The organism is Bradyrhizobium murdochi, assembly GCF_000472965.1.
GTDB lineage: Bacteria > Pseudomonadota > Alphaproteobacteria > Rhizobiales > Xanthobacteraceae > Bradyrhizobium > Bradyrhizobium murdochi.
Genome location: NZ_AXAU01000001.1, coordinates 703,033 through 718,227, shown reverse-complemented (window position 1 = coordinate 718,227; position 15,195 = coordinate 703,033). Strand labels below are relative to the sequence as shown.

14 protein-coding genes are annotated in these 15,195 nt (G+C 59.5%); 6 read left to right on the top strand and 8 right to left on the bottom strand.

Annotation, left to right across the window (positions count from 1 at the left end):
* Window positions 1–325 precede the first annotated feature (325 nt).
* From YUO_RS0103670 to YUO_RS0103660, 3 genes are all read left to right on the top strand, one after another.
* A complete protein-coding gene (locus tag YUO_RS0103670) occupies window positions 326–1,339 on the top strand; it encodes a hypothetical protein (protein WP_156908462.1) in 1,014 nt (337 codons plus the stop codon).
* A 202-nt stretch (window positions 1,340–1,541) separates the two neighbouring features.
* Complete coding sequence (locus YUO_RS0103665) at window positions 1,542–2,279, top strand: hypothetical protein (protein ID WP_028346071.1); 738 nt, start codon at window positions 1,542–1,544, stop codon at window positions 2,277–2,279.
* A gap of 56 nt (window positions 2,280–2,335) precedes the next feature.
* The gene (locus YUO_RS0103660) at window positions 2,336–2,905 is read left to right on the top strand and encodes a hypothetical protein (RefSeq protein WP_028346070.1); all 570 of its coding nucleotides are present in this window, start codon (window positions 2,336–2,338) and stop codon (window positions 2,903–2,905) included.
* A gap of 345 nt (window positions 2,906–3,250) precedes the next feature.
* Here YUO_RS0103660 and YUO_RS0103650 read toward each other — a convergent pair whose 3' ends face one another.
* Together YUO_RS0103650 and YUO_RS39670 are read right to left on the bottom strand one after the other, a co-directional pair.
* Window positions 3,251–3,481 carry a hypothetical protein gene (locus tag YUO_RS0103650; RefSeq protein WP_028346069.1) on the bottom strand — a complete coding sequence of 77 codons (231 nt, stop codon included), beginning with the start codon at window positions 3,479–3,481 and terminating at the stop codon, window positions 3,251–3,253.
* Entirely contained in the window at window positions 3,481–3,711 is a 231-nt protein-coding gene (locus YUO_RS39670; RefSeq protein WP_035725822.1) for a hypothetical protein, read from the bottom strand. The genes YUO_RS0103650 and YUO_RS39670 overlap by 1 nt, the downstream gene beginning before the upstream one ends.
* A gap of 351 nt (window positions 3,712–4,062) precedes the next feature.
* On the opposite strand from YUO_RS39670, the gene YUO_RS0103640 reads away from it, so the two are divergent.
* Window positions 4,063–4,266 (top strand): hypothetical protein, encoded by a 204-nt coding sequence (locus YUO_RS0103640; protein ID WP_347335909.1) that lies wholly within the window; start codon window positions 4,063–4,065, stop codon window positions 4,264–4,266.
* Window positions 4,267–4,319: 53 nt separating this feature from the next.
* Here YUO_RS0103640 and YUO_RS45915 read toward each other — a convergent pair whose 3' ends face one another.
* Window positions 4,320–4,556, bottom strand: coding sequence for a hypothetical protein (locus tag YUO_RS45915; RefSeq protein WP_156908461.1), 237 nt, complete (start codon window positions 4,554–4,556; stop codon window positions 4,320–4,322).
* 121 nt (window positions 4,557–4,677) lie between these two features.
* Window positions 4,678–5,250: a class I SAM-dependent methyltransferase gene (locus tag YUO_RS48855; protein WP_430649528.1), complete on the bottom strand. Its 573-nt coding sequence runs from the start codon at window positions 5,248–5,250 to the stop codon at window positions 4,678–4,680.
* Window positions 5,251–6,153: 903 nt separating this feature from the next.
* Here YUO_RS48855 and YUO_RS39660 point away from each other — a divergent pair.
* A complete protein-coding gene (locus YUO_RS39660; protein WP_051379202.1) occupies window positions 6,154–7,809 on the top strand; it encodes a recombinase family protein in 1,656 nt (551 codons plus the stop codon).
* Between the two features lie 572 nt (window positions 7,810–8,381).
* Entirely contained in the window at window positions 8,382–9,461 is a 1,080-nt protein-coding gene (locus tag YUO_RS0103615; RefSeq protein ID WP_028346067.1) for a glycoside hydrolase family 88/105 protein, read from the top strand.
* Window positions 9,462–9,475: 14 nt separating this feature from the next.
* Here the strand turns inward: YUO_RS0103615 and YUO_RS0103610 are convergent, their stop codons facing one another.
* The 4 genes from YUO_RS0103610 to YUO_RS0103595 form a co-directional block, all read right to left on the bottom strand.
* Complete coding sequence (locus tag YUO_RS0103610; protein ID WP_156908460.1) at window positions 9,476–10,279, bottom strand: hypothetical protein; 804 nt, start codon at window positions 10,277–10,279, stop codon at window positions 9,476–9,478.
* Between the two features lie 148 nt (window positions 10,280–10,427).
* Entirely contained in the window at window positions 10,428–13,457 is a 3,030-nt protein-coding gene (locus tag YUO_RS0103605) for a hypothetical protein (RefSeq protein ID WP_156908459.1), read from the bottom strand.
* A 23-nt stretch (window positions 13,458–13,480) separates the two neighbouring features.
* Complete coding sequence (locus YUO_RS0103600) at window positions 13,481–14,878, bottom strand: cadherin repeat domain-containing protein (protein ID WP_028346064.1); 1,398 nt, start codon at window positions 14,876–14,878, stop codon at window positions 13,481–13,483.
* A 35-nt stretch (window positions 14,879–14,913) separates the two neighbouring features.
* Window positions 14,914–15,192, bottom strand: a complete 279-nt coding sequence (locus YUO_RS0103595; protein WP_028346063.1) for a hypothetical protein — start codon at window positions 15,190–15,192, stop codon at window positions 14,914–14,916.
* Between the last annotated feature and the right edge of the window lie 3 nt (window positions 15,193–15,195).

Here is a 15,195-nt window from a genome sequence, read left to right as displayed (position 1 = left end):
GTTTTAGCCCCGTAGCGAGTCAATAGAGGCGATCGATCCCGGTTTTGCTGCTGGATCGAACATGGAAAAAGCGGCCGCCTATGCGACCTCGGCCCTCATCGTCGGCTTCGGTCTTTGGATCCTTATCGCCGGCCTAAGCTCCAGTGCACCCGCCTTATGGATTTGCGCTGCTCTCATCCCCATAGCGATCGGGCTCCTGAGCGCTTTCGGTCCCAAATAAAATCCATCCCCTCCTCGGGGGATATCTCCGCGCGCGCCATCGCGCCGCCGCGACTCAGGATCGTCGTCCCGCTCGGGCTTGGGGCTTCTCACAGGAGAGCACCCAATGAGTTCATCCACGCGAAAACCCGCTACTACGTCCCTCGTCAAGAAGCGCCTTGAACGCTATAGGGCGACCGCCGACGGCTTCTGCAAAAATGGACACCCCTGGAAAGGCAATACCCAACTGACTTTTAGGGAGTATCGTTTCTGTGCAGCGTGCATGGCCGAAAGGGCTGAAAGGCGCCGCGCCGACCCTGCGACCTACAACGGGCTCTGCAAGCACGGGCACATCCGAACTCGAGAGAACACGGTGATCACGACGCAGGCGCAGGTCGTGTGTCGCGACTGCGTCGCGGTATCGAAGAAGGCCGGCGTCTTGAATATCTCGGCCGAGCGCATTCAGCGCGTGTTACAATTGGCTCGCGAAGGACAGCACGCATCGAGAATTTGCGGCCGGTGGATGGGGAAAGAGAAGGTTATCGACTCGGTTGTGTCGCAAAACACGCTGGTCAAGCTGACGAAGCTGGACACGCCTGAGGGGCGTGAACTGAAAGCGCTGTTGGCACGCAATTCATTCCGAGGTCGCAGGCCGTACAAGTGGACCAAGCAAACCTTGCAGGTTCTCGCGACCGAGTTCGCCAAGCCGGTGCGAGTCGAGGACATCGCCTCTCGGATTAAGCGGCAGTTCGGCGTGAGCTTCACCAAGGGCGGCATCTACAACAAAGCGCACAGGCTCGGCATCTACCGTCCGGAGCCTGCCGTCATCCGGTCTCTGCCCATGGGCAGAGCCGCCGCGATGAACGTCTACGACGTCATCGGCGCGTGCGTCCCGACCAACATGGACAAGCTCCGGCGTGAGGAGATCATATCGGAAATGGTCTTTGCTCACCTTGAGGGCCGACTGAAACTTGAGGACGCGCCCAGGCGCTACAGGGAATTCGCCGCGGCCGCCCACCGGATGCTGCCAACCCCCTTTGTTCGCGGTGACATCCGATCGCCGGTGTCGCTCGATGCGCCAATTTTTTACGACAGCGAGACTTCTAGGATCGAGACGATAAGCGAGGGGCTTTGGACCTAGAGCGCTAAACAGCCTTCCTGCGAAGAGAGACCGCCTTCGGGCGGTCTTTCAACTGGCTTCTCATTCCGCCTTGGACCCGCCAGTGCCCGCCATGATTTACTCACCGAAAAGAACTCCCGCGGAGCGCTTTGGGCGCGTTTCCCGCTTGCTCTCCACCATCGGTTGAGCTTGGATAGCCCCGGGTACGGGGGGATATATTCTTATGCGTAATCTGATGATTGCGGGGCTTTGCGCCACGCTGGGCGGCTGCGTATCAAGCGGCGAAACCGTTTCTTTCAAGGCATCAAATCCTCAGCAGCAAGCGCTGATGCGCGATGGGCAACCTGCCCTCGTATCCCGACAGAAAAGTTCGCTTGTTCTGGTGAAACCAGCAGCACGACAGCTCCAAGCCAATGGGCGGCCGGTGTTTGTGGTCGGGATCAACAACCTTGGGCGGCAGCCGGTCGATTTCCGGGTCGCGCAAGTCGAGGCGATTCAGCATGTCGCGGGGACCGATTACAGCATGCAGGTGGTCAGCTATGAGATGCTGGTCCAGGAGGAGAAAAATCGCCAAGTAGCCGCCGCCATCTTGACCGGCCTGGCTGCCGCAGGGAACGCCTATAGCGCCGCTAACGCCGGCCGCGGAAGCTACACCACGCCAAGCGGCAGAACGGGCACCTTCTATAGCCCGACGGCTGCCGCCATAGCGCAGGGCAATGCCGCTGCACAGAACGAGGCCATGATCGCGGCAACCGTCGAAACCGGCCAACGCAACATGGCCATGCTCGAGCAGGCAGTGATCAAGGACAACACACTCATGCCGGGGGAATGGTACGGGGGCCAATTGCACCTTGCGCCGCCGACTGACCAAGCAGGCGGCCAAAAGACCTACACGATCGTTATCACCGTCGGGAACGAGCGGCATGTGATCAGCGTCGCTCAGGCGCCCGCGGGCGTATAACTTTCGTGGAAGCCATCCGGCGGCTTGTCTGAAGGCTAAGGGACGATGACTGAATTATGCCCAAACCATTTTTGAAGGGCATCGACCCCAAAAATATCTTCATGCACGCGCGCGGATTCCACCTTGCGGATGCCGTTATTGGCAACTTCAACATAGATGAAAACCCAGAAATGGGGGCCGAATTAGTGCAGCCAGCCATGGTTCTTTCCGCGTTTAATTCTGAACTCTTCCTGAAATGCATCATTTGTATCGAAACTGGTGACGTGCCGACGGGACACCATCTTGTCTACCTCTTCAATTTGGTTTCACCCAAAACAAGGTCTCGCATTGAGCATATATGGAATACCGAGGTTGTACCGTTACGGGAGCCGATGTGGCGCACAATCGAAACGAAGCTGCCCGCTATCGAACTCCCCATAAAGAGAGACCTGCCTAGCGCCCTGATGGCGGCAAACAAAGCATTCGAGGAAATTCGATATAGCTACGAGTCCAAGAACAAGAAAAGCAGGTTTTACGTTAGTGACCTCCCACGCGTTCTGGGTAGGATAATTCTTCAGCTAAAGCCCGAATGGGAGCATCTTCGGCGATCGGTAAAGGAGATTTCCCGCCCCGATCAGAAGAGTTAGAAACGGCTGTTCCCCCTCATGCGCGGCCGATCGGCCTGCGGCCGGGATTCCGTCTTTTCCGCCTTCAGCGCGATCCTGCGCTTTTTGCTTTGAGTGATGTTCACCCCGGCTCAGAATTCCATCGCGGCGATTAGTGCTGGTCAGCGCACGGCACTGGAAGAATCCGCTGAGCCCGTGAGCATCGCGCCGGCGGCTTCCGGAAGGCGTTGACCAGCACTGGCAGAAGATGCACCGGACGCGACTCTCCGCTCTTCGTGTCCGGCACGTAACAGCGCCCAGTTGAGCTCCAGGCCTTCACCCGGTGCCGCGTGGCAAGCGTTGACCAATGCGATAGCTCTGCGGACGCTACGGAACATGGTCCTTCCTAGGGCCTCCAATGCTGTAGGGCCGATTGAGAAAGTAGTCGCGGTTGCCGAGCGCCTTCTCTGCATACTGATCGATCGCGACGATGATCGCCTGGACGTGCTGGTAGCAATGGCCTTCGCGTGTAGCGCGGTGCCGCACTTCAGCAAGCGCCCTCAGCCACGGCGAGTTGTCGGCCGCCGTCTCGTCGTACCAGTTGAGCGGCTCTGGCATCACCAGCTCCGGCCGCCGAGCACGCGCCCCTTCATCGGGCCGCCCTGCTCTGCCTTGAGCCGGTCCCTCTCGGCGCACAGCCCCTCAATCTTCGCCAGCATCCTCGTCAGCAACAGCTCTGCCGATGCTGTCGCGATGCCGGCGCGCTGAAGCTGCAGGATCTCCTTACGCTGTCTTCCGACCTGGACGCGCATGTGCTCGATTTCGGAGCGAACGTGATCTAGGCCCATAGCGCTCCTTCAATTCTCTCTGGATTGTCCGGTAAAGACCTTCGGCCCGGCGCCCGAGCTGGTCGTAAAGTCGGAGCCGCCTGAACAAGATCTCGATCTCACGGTCTCTCGTATTCAAGGCCCGGCGCCCTCGTTCATGGCATGTCCAACTGCGTCGGCTATCCGATGCTTGGGGATAGTACAAAACGTGAACGAGATGACAAGTCGCTAGATTTGGGGTCTGCTGTGAGGCGGAATACCAATTAATTGCCCGAGTGGATTTAATTGCCCTGGTCTACCCCGTTTGACGATCCGATCCCGCTTCCAAGGGGCCGGCAGCTCCTCTCCTTAGAGGATGCGGCCAGCTACATCATGAAGCTGCCGCAGGCTGAGCACTCCGCGCCGGAATGGCAGGCTGCGATGAAGGCGCTGATCCTAGTGGCGGAGAACGGCGGCCCAACAATGCTTGCCAGGATCGGCGTCATGCGAGCGTTGAACCGCCACGTCGAGCGGGTCTTTAATCCGGATCTGAAAATGCCTCACTGGGGCAAGCGCAAGCTGAAGAGGGATCAATGACCGTCTTTGTCGATCCGGAAGGCGCAGCGCAGACTGAGGAGGCGGCCTTTTCACTAGTCAGTTTCTTCCGGAGGCAGCTTTGCTAGCAAGTGCGGCCAGTTGCGTTCGACGATGCCGCGCACTTCGGGATCGATTGCTTCAATGGTGTCGAAGCCGGATTCGATCTGCATCCGAATCATATCCAGCTCATCCGGCCCTAAAGGGCGTCCATGTAAGAACTCAATCGGCATACCGATCCAACGATCAGCCTGGGCCACCAGTTCCAGCAAATTAGGTAGCAACCCGGTCACCCCGGCTCAGCGCCGGCAGGATCTCAATCAGATTGGCAACCGGAGGCGCATGGGAATCGGAGGTTAATCGCCGTCGAGACACTGCGCGAAACGACGGACTGCTATACACTTTATGCTCTCGCTAAACGCCCCTCTTGTGCAGGATCGAGACGCAATCGAGTCCATCCTCACCCCAACCTTCCGCGCGGCCCTGGATCTTCTGCAGCACGATATCAAGTCCGAGTGCAGCGGCATACTCCCGCATGATTTTGCCGGACATGTCGGACCGCGTACCGGTGTTCGTGGCCCAGTTGCTGTCGGGAGCCATCTCACCGTAGTTCGAATGATGTAGGAACGCCGATCCGCCAGGCTTCAAAACCCGCTTGATGTCGAGCAGATAGTCGCGAACGATCAACTTGTCGAAATGAACCATCGAATCCCAGCTGTAGACGAGAGTGATGCTGTCGTTCGGGATCATCTTGAGGTGATTGCCGTCGGTGACATGATAATAGAACCGCGTCCCGTCTTTGGNGTCACCNAACCGCNNGCGGCAGGCGTCGATGCACGAGTTGTTGATATCGACGAGGTGCAGGGATTTAGCGTGTCGGCGTAGAAACTCGGAATTGCGGCCATGTCCGCAGGCGAGGTCGAGCACCGTGGTAAAATCGAGATCCCTAATCAAGGGGAAGATGATTTGATTCCACTGCAATTCCATAACCGGCTCTGCATCGATGAAGTAGCCCTTGGACACGTCGTGCGAGTGGCCGCACTGGATGGCCGTCTTCCACTTTACGAGTTCCTCGATCGCAGGCTCCACGTTCTTGGTCGGATCGGCCGCTAGACGTTCAAGGGCCTCTCCCCCTTTCTTGGCAATATCTGCCGCGAAGGCGTGGACCGCATGCCCGGCCGGATTAAGGTCATGGGATTTGACCAGAGCCATAGCGTGAGGACTCAAGCTTCCGGACAGGGCACGCGCGTCGATTAATCGCACCCACGCAGAAACATCGCAGGGGTTTGCCTTGATCGCCGCATCGGGATCACGTGGCGCAAACTTGCGTTGGAGCATGGACAAGAGGGACTTCATGCCAGATCCTTTCCTCGACCCAATTGGGCGCGCGTATCACCTAAGCCCGGAAGCTCGTCACCCTAGATCCGCCGGAAGTGGCCAGTGCCAAAAGAAACGGCCCCCATTCGCCGAAGGTTGGGGCCGCCCGCGCCCGTAATCATAGATTGCATCCAACAAACTCGCAACGCATTCGATAGCCCGCCAACTTGGACCGGCGGGACCTATTGATGTTAGGAAGTTACCAGCCCCGGTTGCTCGATCAGGAGTTGTGGTGATATGCCTCTATCCGGGTGGGGGAGGAATTGATGATCCGGATAATCTTATGTTTCTTGGGTGGGCACTCGCCGGCTAAAGACGGGAGGTCCTGCAAGATTTGCCACTGCTACATCACAAAAGTCTCATGATGTAATTTCAGGAAAGGCGGTGGTATCGGGTCTTCTGGATATTCCAGCCTTCTACAACCAGTCTTGGTCTTGCATTTTCTCTACTACGGGATTTTGATCAAGACTCGTTGCCGGCAGCTTCGCTGCTGCGGCATTGGAGCATTGATGCATGGTCAATGCGCTCGTCATCCGCCGCAATACGCAACTGGAAAAAACCCAGAGGGCGCTTCGCGCGGCGCAGTATGTCCGTATGTCTACGGACTATCAGCGGTACTCAATTGAAAGCCAAGCTGCCGTAATCGCGGCATATGCCCAGACGCGCAACCTCTCGATTGTTCGCACTTACCGAGACGAAGGTGAAAGCGGGCTAAACTTAAAGAACCGTGCGGGCCTATTGCAGCTCCTTGACGACGTAGAGTCAGATCGCGCCGACTTCGGTCACATCCTAATCTACGACGTTAGCCGATGGGGACGCTTTCAGGACATCGACGAAAGCGCTTACTACGAATTCATCTGCAAACAGGCCGGTATCAAGGTGGCCTATTGCGCAGAGCAGTTCGAAAACGACGACAGCATGGTGTCGAGCATCGTCAAGAACATCAAGAGAGTGATGGCGGCGGAATACAGTCGTGAACTATCGGTGAAGGTTCACGCGGGAGCATGTCGCTTTGCAGGTATGGGTTTTAAGTCGGGTGGCCCCACTCCGTATGCTCTGGAGCGGGTGTTAGTAGATGAGAAGCGGCAACCAAAAGGAATTCTCAAGAAGGGAGATCGCAAGTACATCCAAACTGATCACGTCAGGTTACAGCCAGGTGGAGTAAAAGAAGTCACGATAGTAAAATGGATATTCCGTCGATTTCTCGACGTGAAGTCCGAGACGGCTCTCGCCCGCGAGCTGAATCGTCACGGTATTCCCCCTTGCTGTGGGGAGCGCTGGACGGGACCTAAGATAACGCGAATCCTCAAAAACGAAAACTACATTGGAAACATCGTCTACAATCGTCAATCATCGAAGCTCAGGACAAACCGCGTTAACAATTCTCCCGACAAATGGATCAGGACCAAAGGCTGCATTGAGCCGATTGTTGCGCTTGATGATTTTCTTGCGGCCAAAAAGATTATCACAGAGCGCCGCGTAGATGGCCTCACCGAAGGAGAGATGTTGGCGCGGCTACGCCGAACACTGATGAAAGAAGGTCGCCTTACCCCGAAGATTATAAGCAAGACGGTTGATCTCCCTAGTCACCATGTCTACAGGGCGCATTTTGGCACCATGCGTAACGCGTACAGATTGGTCGGTTATGTGCCCAAGCGAAACTTCGAGTATTGGGAAAGCCGACATATCTGGCTTGATCGGCTGTCTCAGTTCCAGTCGCAGGTTGCAGCAAGAATCGAAAAGGAGGTCGCACGCGTTGTTCCCAATGAATTGGCCGACGGCCTGCGAGTAAACGGTGTGAATATCTATTTTCGCATTGCGCAGATGGAGCATCCAGGCCGAGACCACTATGCACCGCGTTGGTTTATCCAGCGCCGCAATTTGCCCGATGGGTGGATAGTCGCGATACGGCTGGCGGACCGAAGCAAGACCCTGCGCGATTACCTGTTAGTACCTACAATCCGTACAGACAGGAATACGATCAGGTTTTCAGAGAAGCGGCGTACCCGCCTTGGAATTGCTAGCTTCCAGACGCCGGAGGCACTTGCTCGATCACTTATCCGGCGTGTAACCAAGTTAGACCATGTCGCGCCAGCCAAGCCAGCGCTACAGAACAGGCGAAAGAAACCAATCCGGCCCAAAACCAAGAACGGCCGCGCGCGGCGCTAACAGATCGCAGGTAAAGATAGGCACCAATCAGTTTGCCGTAGTTCTTTCTGAAATCGCCGTTGAGTTTCGAGATCTCTACAAGCTCGGAAGATTGATCGGACATAAAGAAGCCTCCTGAAAATCAGCAGGCCCCCTATAAACACCTGATTTGCCCGACGAGTCAATTGAAGTTTCGGATTTTCAGAAGGAGCAAAGTTTGCGCGCGCAATGCTGCGGCGGACAATGCCTGGATCGATCCGAGAGGACTTAGAATGACTTTGCGCCCGACTTCACACGAGCGGAGCGAGCGCGGATCAACTCGGCGCCGTTGACGCGCTTGCCGGCGCGCGCCAGATCATTGGCTTAGCGTTGGAGAGGGCTGAGCGGACCATAGCCCTTATCTGGACGGACCTCGCCCCTGGGGCCTCGGCCGGCGGCCTTTATCATCCGCACCGGTGGGAGCGTGGCGGCTTTTTCTTGCACGACCTGTATTTTAACGAGGCCTACCTGCTGGATTAACGGTAGCTTGTGCCGTCCCGCCGCAGTTCTATGCGCCGATGGTCCTATGGTAATTCGTAGTTTGGGTCAAACGCATGAAAGCAATTGCACTGGCTGCCATCATCCTGCTCACCGCTTCACTTGCGCCGGAAGTCGTACGCAATACTGCCCAGCAAGTCGCGAACTGGCAGATGTCGCACTTCCATGAAGTGCCCGAGGCTCCTGAAACAGATTGGACACGCGCTGCCTTCTATATCGGTCTCGCAAGATGGGCCGCGACACCAGGTCAGATGAAATACTTCGACGCGATCCAAGAGCTTGGCGAACGCACCGGCTGGCAGCTCGGGCATAGTGATTGGGCGCCTCCGATCTACTTCGCTGACGATCATGCCATTGCTCAGGTCTATATCGCCGCCTACGATCATTTCGGCGATCGACGCATGATCGAACCGACGGTGCAGCGGTTGGAGTATATCCTGCAGCACCCGCCACAGTCCTCTCTCGAGTTCGACAGCACGAAGTGCCTGCAGCGATGGTGCTGGTCCGATGCCATCTTCATGGGACCCGCGACATGGTTCGGAATTGCGCGCATCCAGCGGGACCAGCGCTTTCGTGATTATGCGGACAGAGAGTTCTGGGCCACGAAAGACTTCCTGTTCGACAGCGACGAGTACCTGTTCTACCGTGACAGCCGCTTCATCGGTAAAACCGGCGCACATGGCGAGAAGGTATTCTGGGGCCGCGGTAACGGCTGGGTGCTCGCTGGGCTCGTCAACATCCTACGCGAGCTTCACCACGGCGACCCGTTGCGCGAGAAATACGTCAAGCTATTCGTCGAGATCGCGGATCGCGTGGCGAGCCTCCAGCGACCGGATGGATTCTGGTCCACATCGCTGCTCGCTCCTCCCGACGTAAGCATCCCAGAGTCCAGTTGCACTGGCTTCTTTACATACGGCCTAGCCGCTGGGGTGCGGATGGGGCTTCTGGAAGCGAAGAGATTTAGTCCAGTGATTGAAAGAGGCTGGCGGGCTCTGGCATTGGCGACAGTTAACGGCAGGTTGGGCCGCGTGCAGCAGATCGGCGACCAGCCGGACGCCGTTCAGATCACAGACACCCAAGTCTACGGGTCCGGCGCTCTCTTGTTGGCTGCGTCTGAACTCGTCCAATACCATTAACTTCGAGCGCACGACTAAGCCGGCCGCGGCGTGCGAACTCCAATTGGAAGGCGAGCGCTGATTATCTCGGCGCCATTGACGCGTTCGCCAGCCAAGATCCTGGTCTCGAACTTCTGGCGCACTGCCTCCGGCGTGGCCGACGACGCCAGCTCTACCAACGTGCGCCACCCGACATTGCGGAAAATCTCGGGCCTATCGCCATACCGTCGCGCTAACCGCATTAACTCCGCGACGTACATGGAATCGTGAAGATCGAATTGCTGGCGGACGGTACGGCCAAACATTCTGTTATTAGGCGTGACATCCCGCAGTGCCGCCAATTGACGACCCAACTCAAGCCGGCGCTCCACATGCGCCAACCGAGCCGCGTCCTGCGCCGCCCGGGCCGCAGCAGCCATGGCCTTCCTATCGGGCTTCACAGGCGCGGGAGGGACAAATTCGCTGTGAAGTGCGGGAAAGAGCGCGGCAGCCACCCCGTAACGCTGTGGAACCACATCGCGGTTCAACTTCGCCTGGCGCTGGGCCGCTGCGATATCCACCCGGTCAAAGACTTCGAACCATCGCAAGCCAGAGTCGGCCCATGACGGATAGGCGACCATGATATCCGAAATGGCATGGAGCGCGAATGCGTCGATGCGGGCGCGGCTGTTTTCCGTCTCGGTAAAGGTCCGCAACAGTTGGATGACATGACCCTCGCCGCGATTCTCGAGGATCTGTTGAAGCGTCGACTGCGCTGTCGTCTGCCCCGATCGCACCGTTGCCGTGGTCGGTAGGAGCTCAACGCCCACGTCAGCACAAATTGCCGCAAGCTTCCTCACCGTCGAACCACCTCCAATAGAAAGTGCAACTCGGCCGCGCGTTCGTCCGGCGTCGACCGAGCTGCGAGCGCCAAGCCCGCCAAGGAAAAGCGCTCGATCCTTGAAATAAGATGCCCTCGCACATTCAGCAATGTTCGCGCCCGTAGGCTCAATTCACGGTCTCCCGCTTGCGCGACGTCAGTTGCACCGTGGTGCGTCCAAAGCCGTCAGGCACGACCCGCTCGATGATGTAGACGGCACCGTCCAGCTTCCGAGTCAGCTTGTCGCCTCTCCGAACGCCGGCGATCGCCGCGTCATCGAACCGCACCGACGGGAACGACACGTTCCAGTTATGGGCCTTGTCGTCGCTCATGGAGCCGCGGGCGATCGGTGCGCGCGAGGTGGCCGGGCCCTGCCAGATGCCGATGACGTCAATCTTCGGGTCGCGCGAGATGTCCGGCAGCACGCGGCTGTTGACGTCGACGGCGGCCGTCATCGGATTGATGTCGAACTCCTCGCCGAACGCCTTCTCGAGCGATTGCCGGAGCCGTCCGAGCCTACCCGAGCGGGGCGAAACCGGCACCGGGATGATCGGCCGCAGGATGAACAGCAGCGCGCGGGCGGACGTGCGCATCACTGCGCGAGCGGCCAAGGGCAGAAACGGCTCACTCAGCCTCGCCGCAGTCGTTGCTTTGACGCTTGCGCCCAAGTTCACAACGCCGGAGAACGTGCTGCGGGCGCTGACGGCTATTTTGGTCCGTGCTGCCGCCGCAAAATCGGCGGTGGCCGAGGTGCCGGCACGAGCTCTGGCTACAACGGCAGTGAATGCGGCCATGAACGCGGTCAGGCGCGGCGGCTGGGCAGCGGCCTGGACCTGCAGTGCGGATTTGCCGGTTAGCGAAGTCCCAGCAGATGCGCGCCCGATTGTCTTTACGGCGGTCGTTGCGCGCGCAATCAGCTCCACCAGGGTGCCGGGAACGATCGCGCGAGACGCCGTTGCCATCGCTGCGCGCCCGAGAAGCGCGACACGGCCGACCATCGAGCCATTGATCGCTGTCCTGACCGTCGCCGCAGTCGCCAGCGCCGTTCTAGCGGCCACAGAGGCCGCGCCCATCGCCTTGGCCGCGGTCCGGCTTGAGAGGGCCGCGATGGCCGACAGGCTGCCCGTGGCGCGGCTGGAGACGTTTGAGCGTGCCTCCAGCGACGCGCGCCCGACGATCGACGCGCGCGCGCGGCCGACTATGGCTGTCGCCGAGGAAAGAGCGATTGACGTCGGCACCGAGACCGCGTTGAGGGCGCCCCGCATCGCGGGGAGGAATCGGGTCTGGATTGCCAGGACCACACGTCCGGAAAATGTGTTCTTGGCGCTTGAGGCGATCTTCGCCATTCCGCTCAGTGACGCGCTCCCTCCGCCCGCCGCTGTCGATTGGGCCGCCGACGCAACCCTCGCAGCAAGCGCGGCTCGAGCGGTCGCCTCCCCGCGCATCCGGAGCATCGTGGCCGAACCGGCAGACGATCCCAGCGAAACGACGGTGGTCAGTGTCCCCCGCATCGCGGGGAAGAACCGGGTCTGGAACTGCAGCGCGACGCTCTGCGCGAACCCCGCCGCCACGGCAGCAGCGGCCCTGCCCGCCAGCGGAACGCGGCCGGAGAAGGTGGAGCGTCCGTTCACCGAGGAGGCAGCGCTGCCAGTCAGCCCCGTGGTGCCAGAGAACGCGCTCGTGCCCCTCGACGAGACTGTCGCCCTAGCCACCAGCGAGCCGACCTGACCGAGCCCGAGCACCTCAATTGCCGAGGCGACAAAGCGCTGGGTGCTCGGCGAAGACATCCCGATCGTCTTTGACCCGGCGCTGCCAGCGTCGATGTGCGACGAATAAACGCGATACGCGCCGCTCGACAGAACGTCGAGGTCTGTGGCCGGCGTCCCGGCCGAGGACGTGAAAGTCGCGGTGCCACTGGTCGCAAACCAGTCCACGCAGGCGAAATCCAGTGCAGAGAAGTCGCGCGTCGTGGTGAGCGAGACAGATGGCAGTCCACTGGCGTTGTCCCCATTGTGCGCGGCCTCTGCCGCGCCCACACCGCTGCTATTCCGATAGACCTTGACGATGCCGCCAAAGGCGGCGCTGCCAGCACCCTTTGAAAACTGGACAGATATGGTGCCGGGTGCCGACGCGGTGGTCCACCATGTCCGCAAATACGCCTGGTTGGGCTCCGAGACACCAGGCACGTCCTCCAGCAACGTCCACGCGACCGTGCTGCCGGCTGTCGTGGCAATGTTGATTGTTCCGCCGGCGGCAGTCTCCAGCATACCGTGGGCGACGATGACATCGCCGTTCTGCACGGTGATGCCGCTGGCGGTCTTTGGTGTCGTGGCTGTGTTGAATGCCGTCGATGTGCCGGAGACGAGGATGGGGGCAGACGTTGGGGACGACTGCGTGTTCATCCCGGCGCTGGCGACGATCTCCAGCGATGACGCGCCCTGCAGCGCTGTCCTGCCTGAGAATGCAGACCGCAGTGCCGCCGCCGCGGTTGCCTTGCCGACCAGTGCCGCCGTTGAAGGCGCCGCCGCCTTGAACGAGATGATCAGCCCGGACTTAGACTGCAATACGATGTCCGCAGTCGCGCCTGACGAATATGTGGTGGAGCCGTCTCCCGCAACCAGCCTGTAGGCCAAGCCCACAAGGTCGTTAGTCCCGCTTCCGCCCGAGCCCTGGGAGTCGATAGCCGTGAAGCTGTTGAGCCACGTTCCCCACGAGTTGGCCGTCAGGTCCGCGCCGCCACCAAGTGAGCCGCCCATCATGGCGAACAGAACGTGGTCACCTGTGCTTGGGGTGATCGCTGGCGTGGTGTAGGTTTCCGTCGTCGTCTGTTCGAACTGGCCGGCGGAAGTGTCATAGGGCGAAGCATCGACACCGGACCATTCGGTTATGACCCAGGCGCTGTTTGTGGCGGATCCAATCGTGTACGAAAACGTAGTTTCGCCAGCAGATATCCGAAACCACAGGTATCCCCCGTGGAAAGTCTGCTGCTCCATTCCGGTCTGTTGAAACCAGCCGGCGCCGGGACTGCCGTTATAGTCGTTGGACGCAAAAGCGAGAACGATCAGGTTGCCCGAAGTCGTCGCCGACGGAAACGAGCAGTCTACCGTCGCAGTTGTCCCGACCCCCTTGGCCTTTTGTACCGGGCTCGAACCGAGCATGATCACCCTGGAGATGTGTGAGATTATGGAGGTGGCAATATGGTCCCTGGAACGATCACGCCCCCGCTGATCGTGCAGCGGCGGTTGTTGGTCCACTCAAGGATATTCAACGTACCGCCCGGCACGGCTCTGATGTCGTACATGTACCCGGTTTCGAATGGGAACGGCGTTGCAAAGAAGCAGTTTCTCATGCGGACGTTTGTCGTCGTGCCGACGTCGGCATAGATGGCGATCATCCGCTCGCCGCCCCAGAACAGGCAGTTGTCAAACGTGATCGTCCCCTGCGCAGCGTCCGCCCAGAAGAAGCCGCCCGAGCCGATAAAGCTTCCCAAGCTATTTGCTTCACTGTCCGTGTAGGCGCGGATGCAGGAATTGGTGATGTTGACATTGCCCCCGCCTCCGAACGCCTGGAATGCGTCCGCGTGGTCGACAGGGGGCTTACCTATGCAGTTGATGAAGCACTGATCCACGTTGAACGTCGCGGTCGGAGCGAGGCCAAGCCGCGGCCCCTCGCGACAGTCCGCGCGACACTGAATCATGTTGATGACTTGAGTGCCGGTCGACTCGATGTAGAAGATCGGCTCGCCGCTCGCATAAGCCGGCCCCTGCATCCATTGCCGGTTAATCAGATTTGCAGCCGTCTGAATGCTGGTCGGGCCGTTCGTATTGCTGGCGAACCGCGAGTCATTCAAGCTCATCGGAATGGCCGGAGTTTGCGACGCGGTGGCCGCAACCACCGTGACGACGCCCGTATCATTGCCGAGCGCGTTGGCCGCCTGCACCGTGAGCGGATAGGACTGCGCGGTAATGCCCGAAGCGCCTGCGGACGTAACTGTGATGTCGCCCGTGTTGTTGATTGCGAAGTAACCGGAAGAGTTGCCGGCCGTGATGGAGAAGCCGGTCGGCGTTCCGGCGGAGACCGCCACGGTGCCAACAGGATCGCCGCTGGCTGCCGGTATCGTGAGGTTCATCGACTGATCGCTGACCACAGGCGCCGCGCCGACGGTGACCGTGATAGACTTCGGTGGGCTGGTGCCGAAGCTGTTCGACGCCGTGATGGTCAGCGAGTAGTTGTTGTCCGGCGGGGCCGCAGACGTGCCGGTGCGCAAGCTGCCGCCATTGGTGATGGAGAAGAAGCCCGACGGGTTGCCGGCGATGATGGCGAACGACGTCGGGCTGTTGGTGGCGACAACCTGACCAATCAAGGCATTGAAGCCCGGGTTGGTCGCGATGCTGAACGAGGTCGAGGCGATGACCGGGACGCTGCCGAGTCCCGGTCGCGACGCTTGGCGCGTGGTCGCTTTGCCTGACAACGACACCTTGCCGCCGGCGACAACTCCCGCCCGACTGCGGACAAATGCCCTTCCGACTAGCTGAACTACGCCTGGAAGGGGAAAGCGGACGCCGACGCCGAAACGCATGATCGATCCTATTGCAAGTTTGAGCGCGGGCCTGGTCAGGAGGGCCGATCAAAGGATTTCATGCAATGTTCGACGAGGTAGATCGCATCCTCAACGTATTGCTCGCTGAGCAGTTGCATTCTTTCCACGAGGGCTGGATCGTTGCCGTTCGTTCGGGTTGAAATGCTTTCCCGAACGCCTCTCATGAGTTCGTCCGCCGTGAAGCCTGCGGGCGAAACTACGATGCGGGCCAATGCGCCAATAAGAAGCGCATGGACAGCTTCGGTGGCTTCGAGCCTTGTCTTCAGATCCTTGATCTCGCTTTCCACGTTCATCAG

Excerpts from the sequence above, each read along its gene's own strand:
- YUO_RS39660 (WP_051379202.1), top strand. The coding sequence starts at position 6,154 with ATGGTCAATGCGCTCGTCATCCGCCGCAATACGCAACTGGAAAAAACC.
- YUO_RS0103600 (WP_028346064.1), bottom strand. The coding sequence starts at position 14,878 with ATGCGTTTCGGCGTCGGCGTCCGCTTTCCCCTTCCAGGCGTAGTTCAG.
- YUO_RS0103595 (WP_028346063.1), bottom strand. The coding sequence starts at position 15,192 with ATGAACGTGGAAAGCGAGATCAAGGATCTGAAGACAAGGCTCGAAGCC.
- YUO_RS0103660 (WP_028346070.1), top strand. The coding sequence starts at position 2,336 with ATGCCCAAACCATTTTTGAAGGGCATCGACCCCAAAAATATCTTCATG.
- YUO_RS0103640 (WP_347335909.1), top strand. The coding sequence starts at position 4,063 with ATGAAGCTGCCGCAGGCTGAGCACTCCGCGCCGGAATGGCAGGCTGCG.
- YUO_RS0103665 (WP_028346071.1), top strand. The coding sequence starts at position 1,542 with ATGCGTAATCTGATGATTGCGGGGCTTTGCGCCACGCTGGGCGGCTGC.
- YUO_RS0103650 (WP_028346069.1), bottom strand. The coding sequence starts at position 3,481 with ATGCCAGAGCCGCTCAACTGGTACGACGAGACGGCGGCCGACAACTCG.
- YUO_RS39670 (WP_035725822.1), bottom strand. The coding sequence starts at position 3,711 with ATGGGCCTAGATCACGTTCGCTCCGAAATCGAGCACATGCGCGTCCAG.
- YUO_RS0103605 (WP_156908459.1), bottom strand. The coding sequence starts at position 13,457 with ATGCTCGGTTCGAGCCCGGTACAAAAGGCCAAGGGGGTCGGGACAACT.
- YUO_RS0103670 (WP_156908462.1), top strand. The coding sequence starts at position 326 with ATGAGTTCATCCACGCGAAAACCCGCTACTACGTCCCTCGTCAAGAAG.
- YUO_RS0103615 (WP_028346067.1), top strand. The coding sequence starts at position 8,382 with ATGAAAGCAATTGCACTGGCTGCCATCATCCTGCTCACCGCTTCACTT.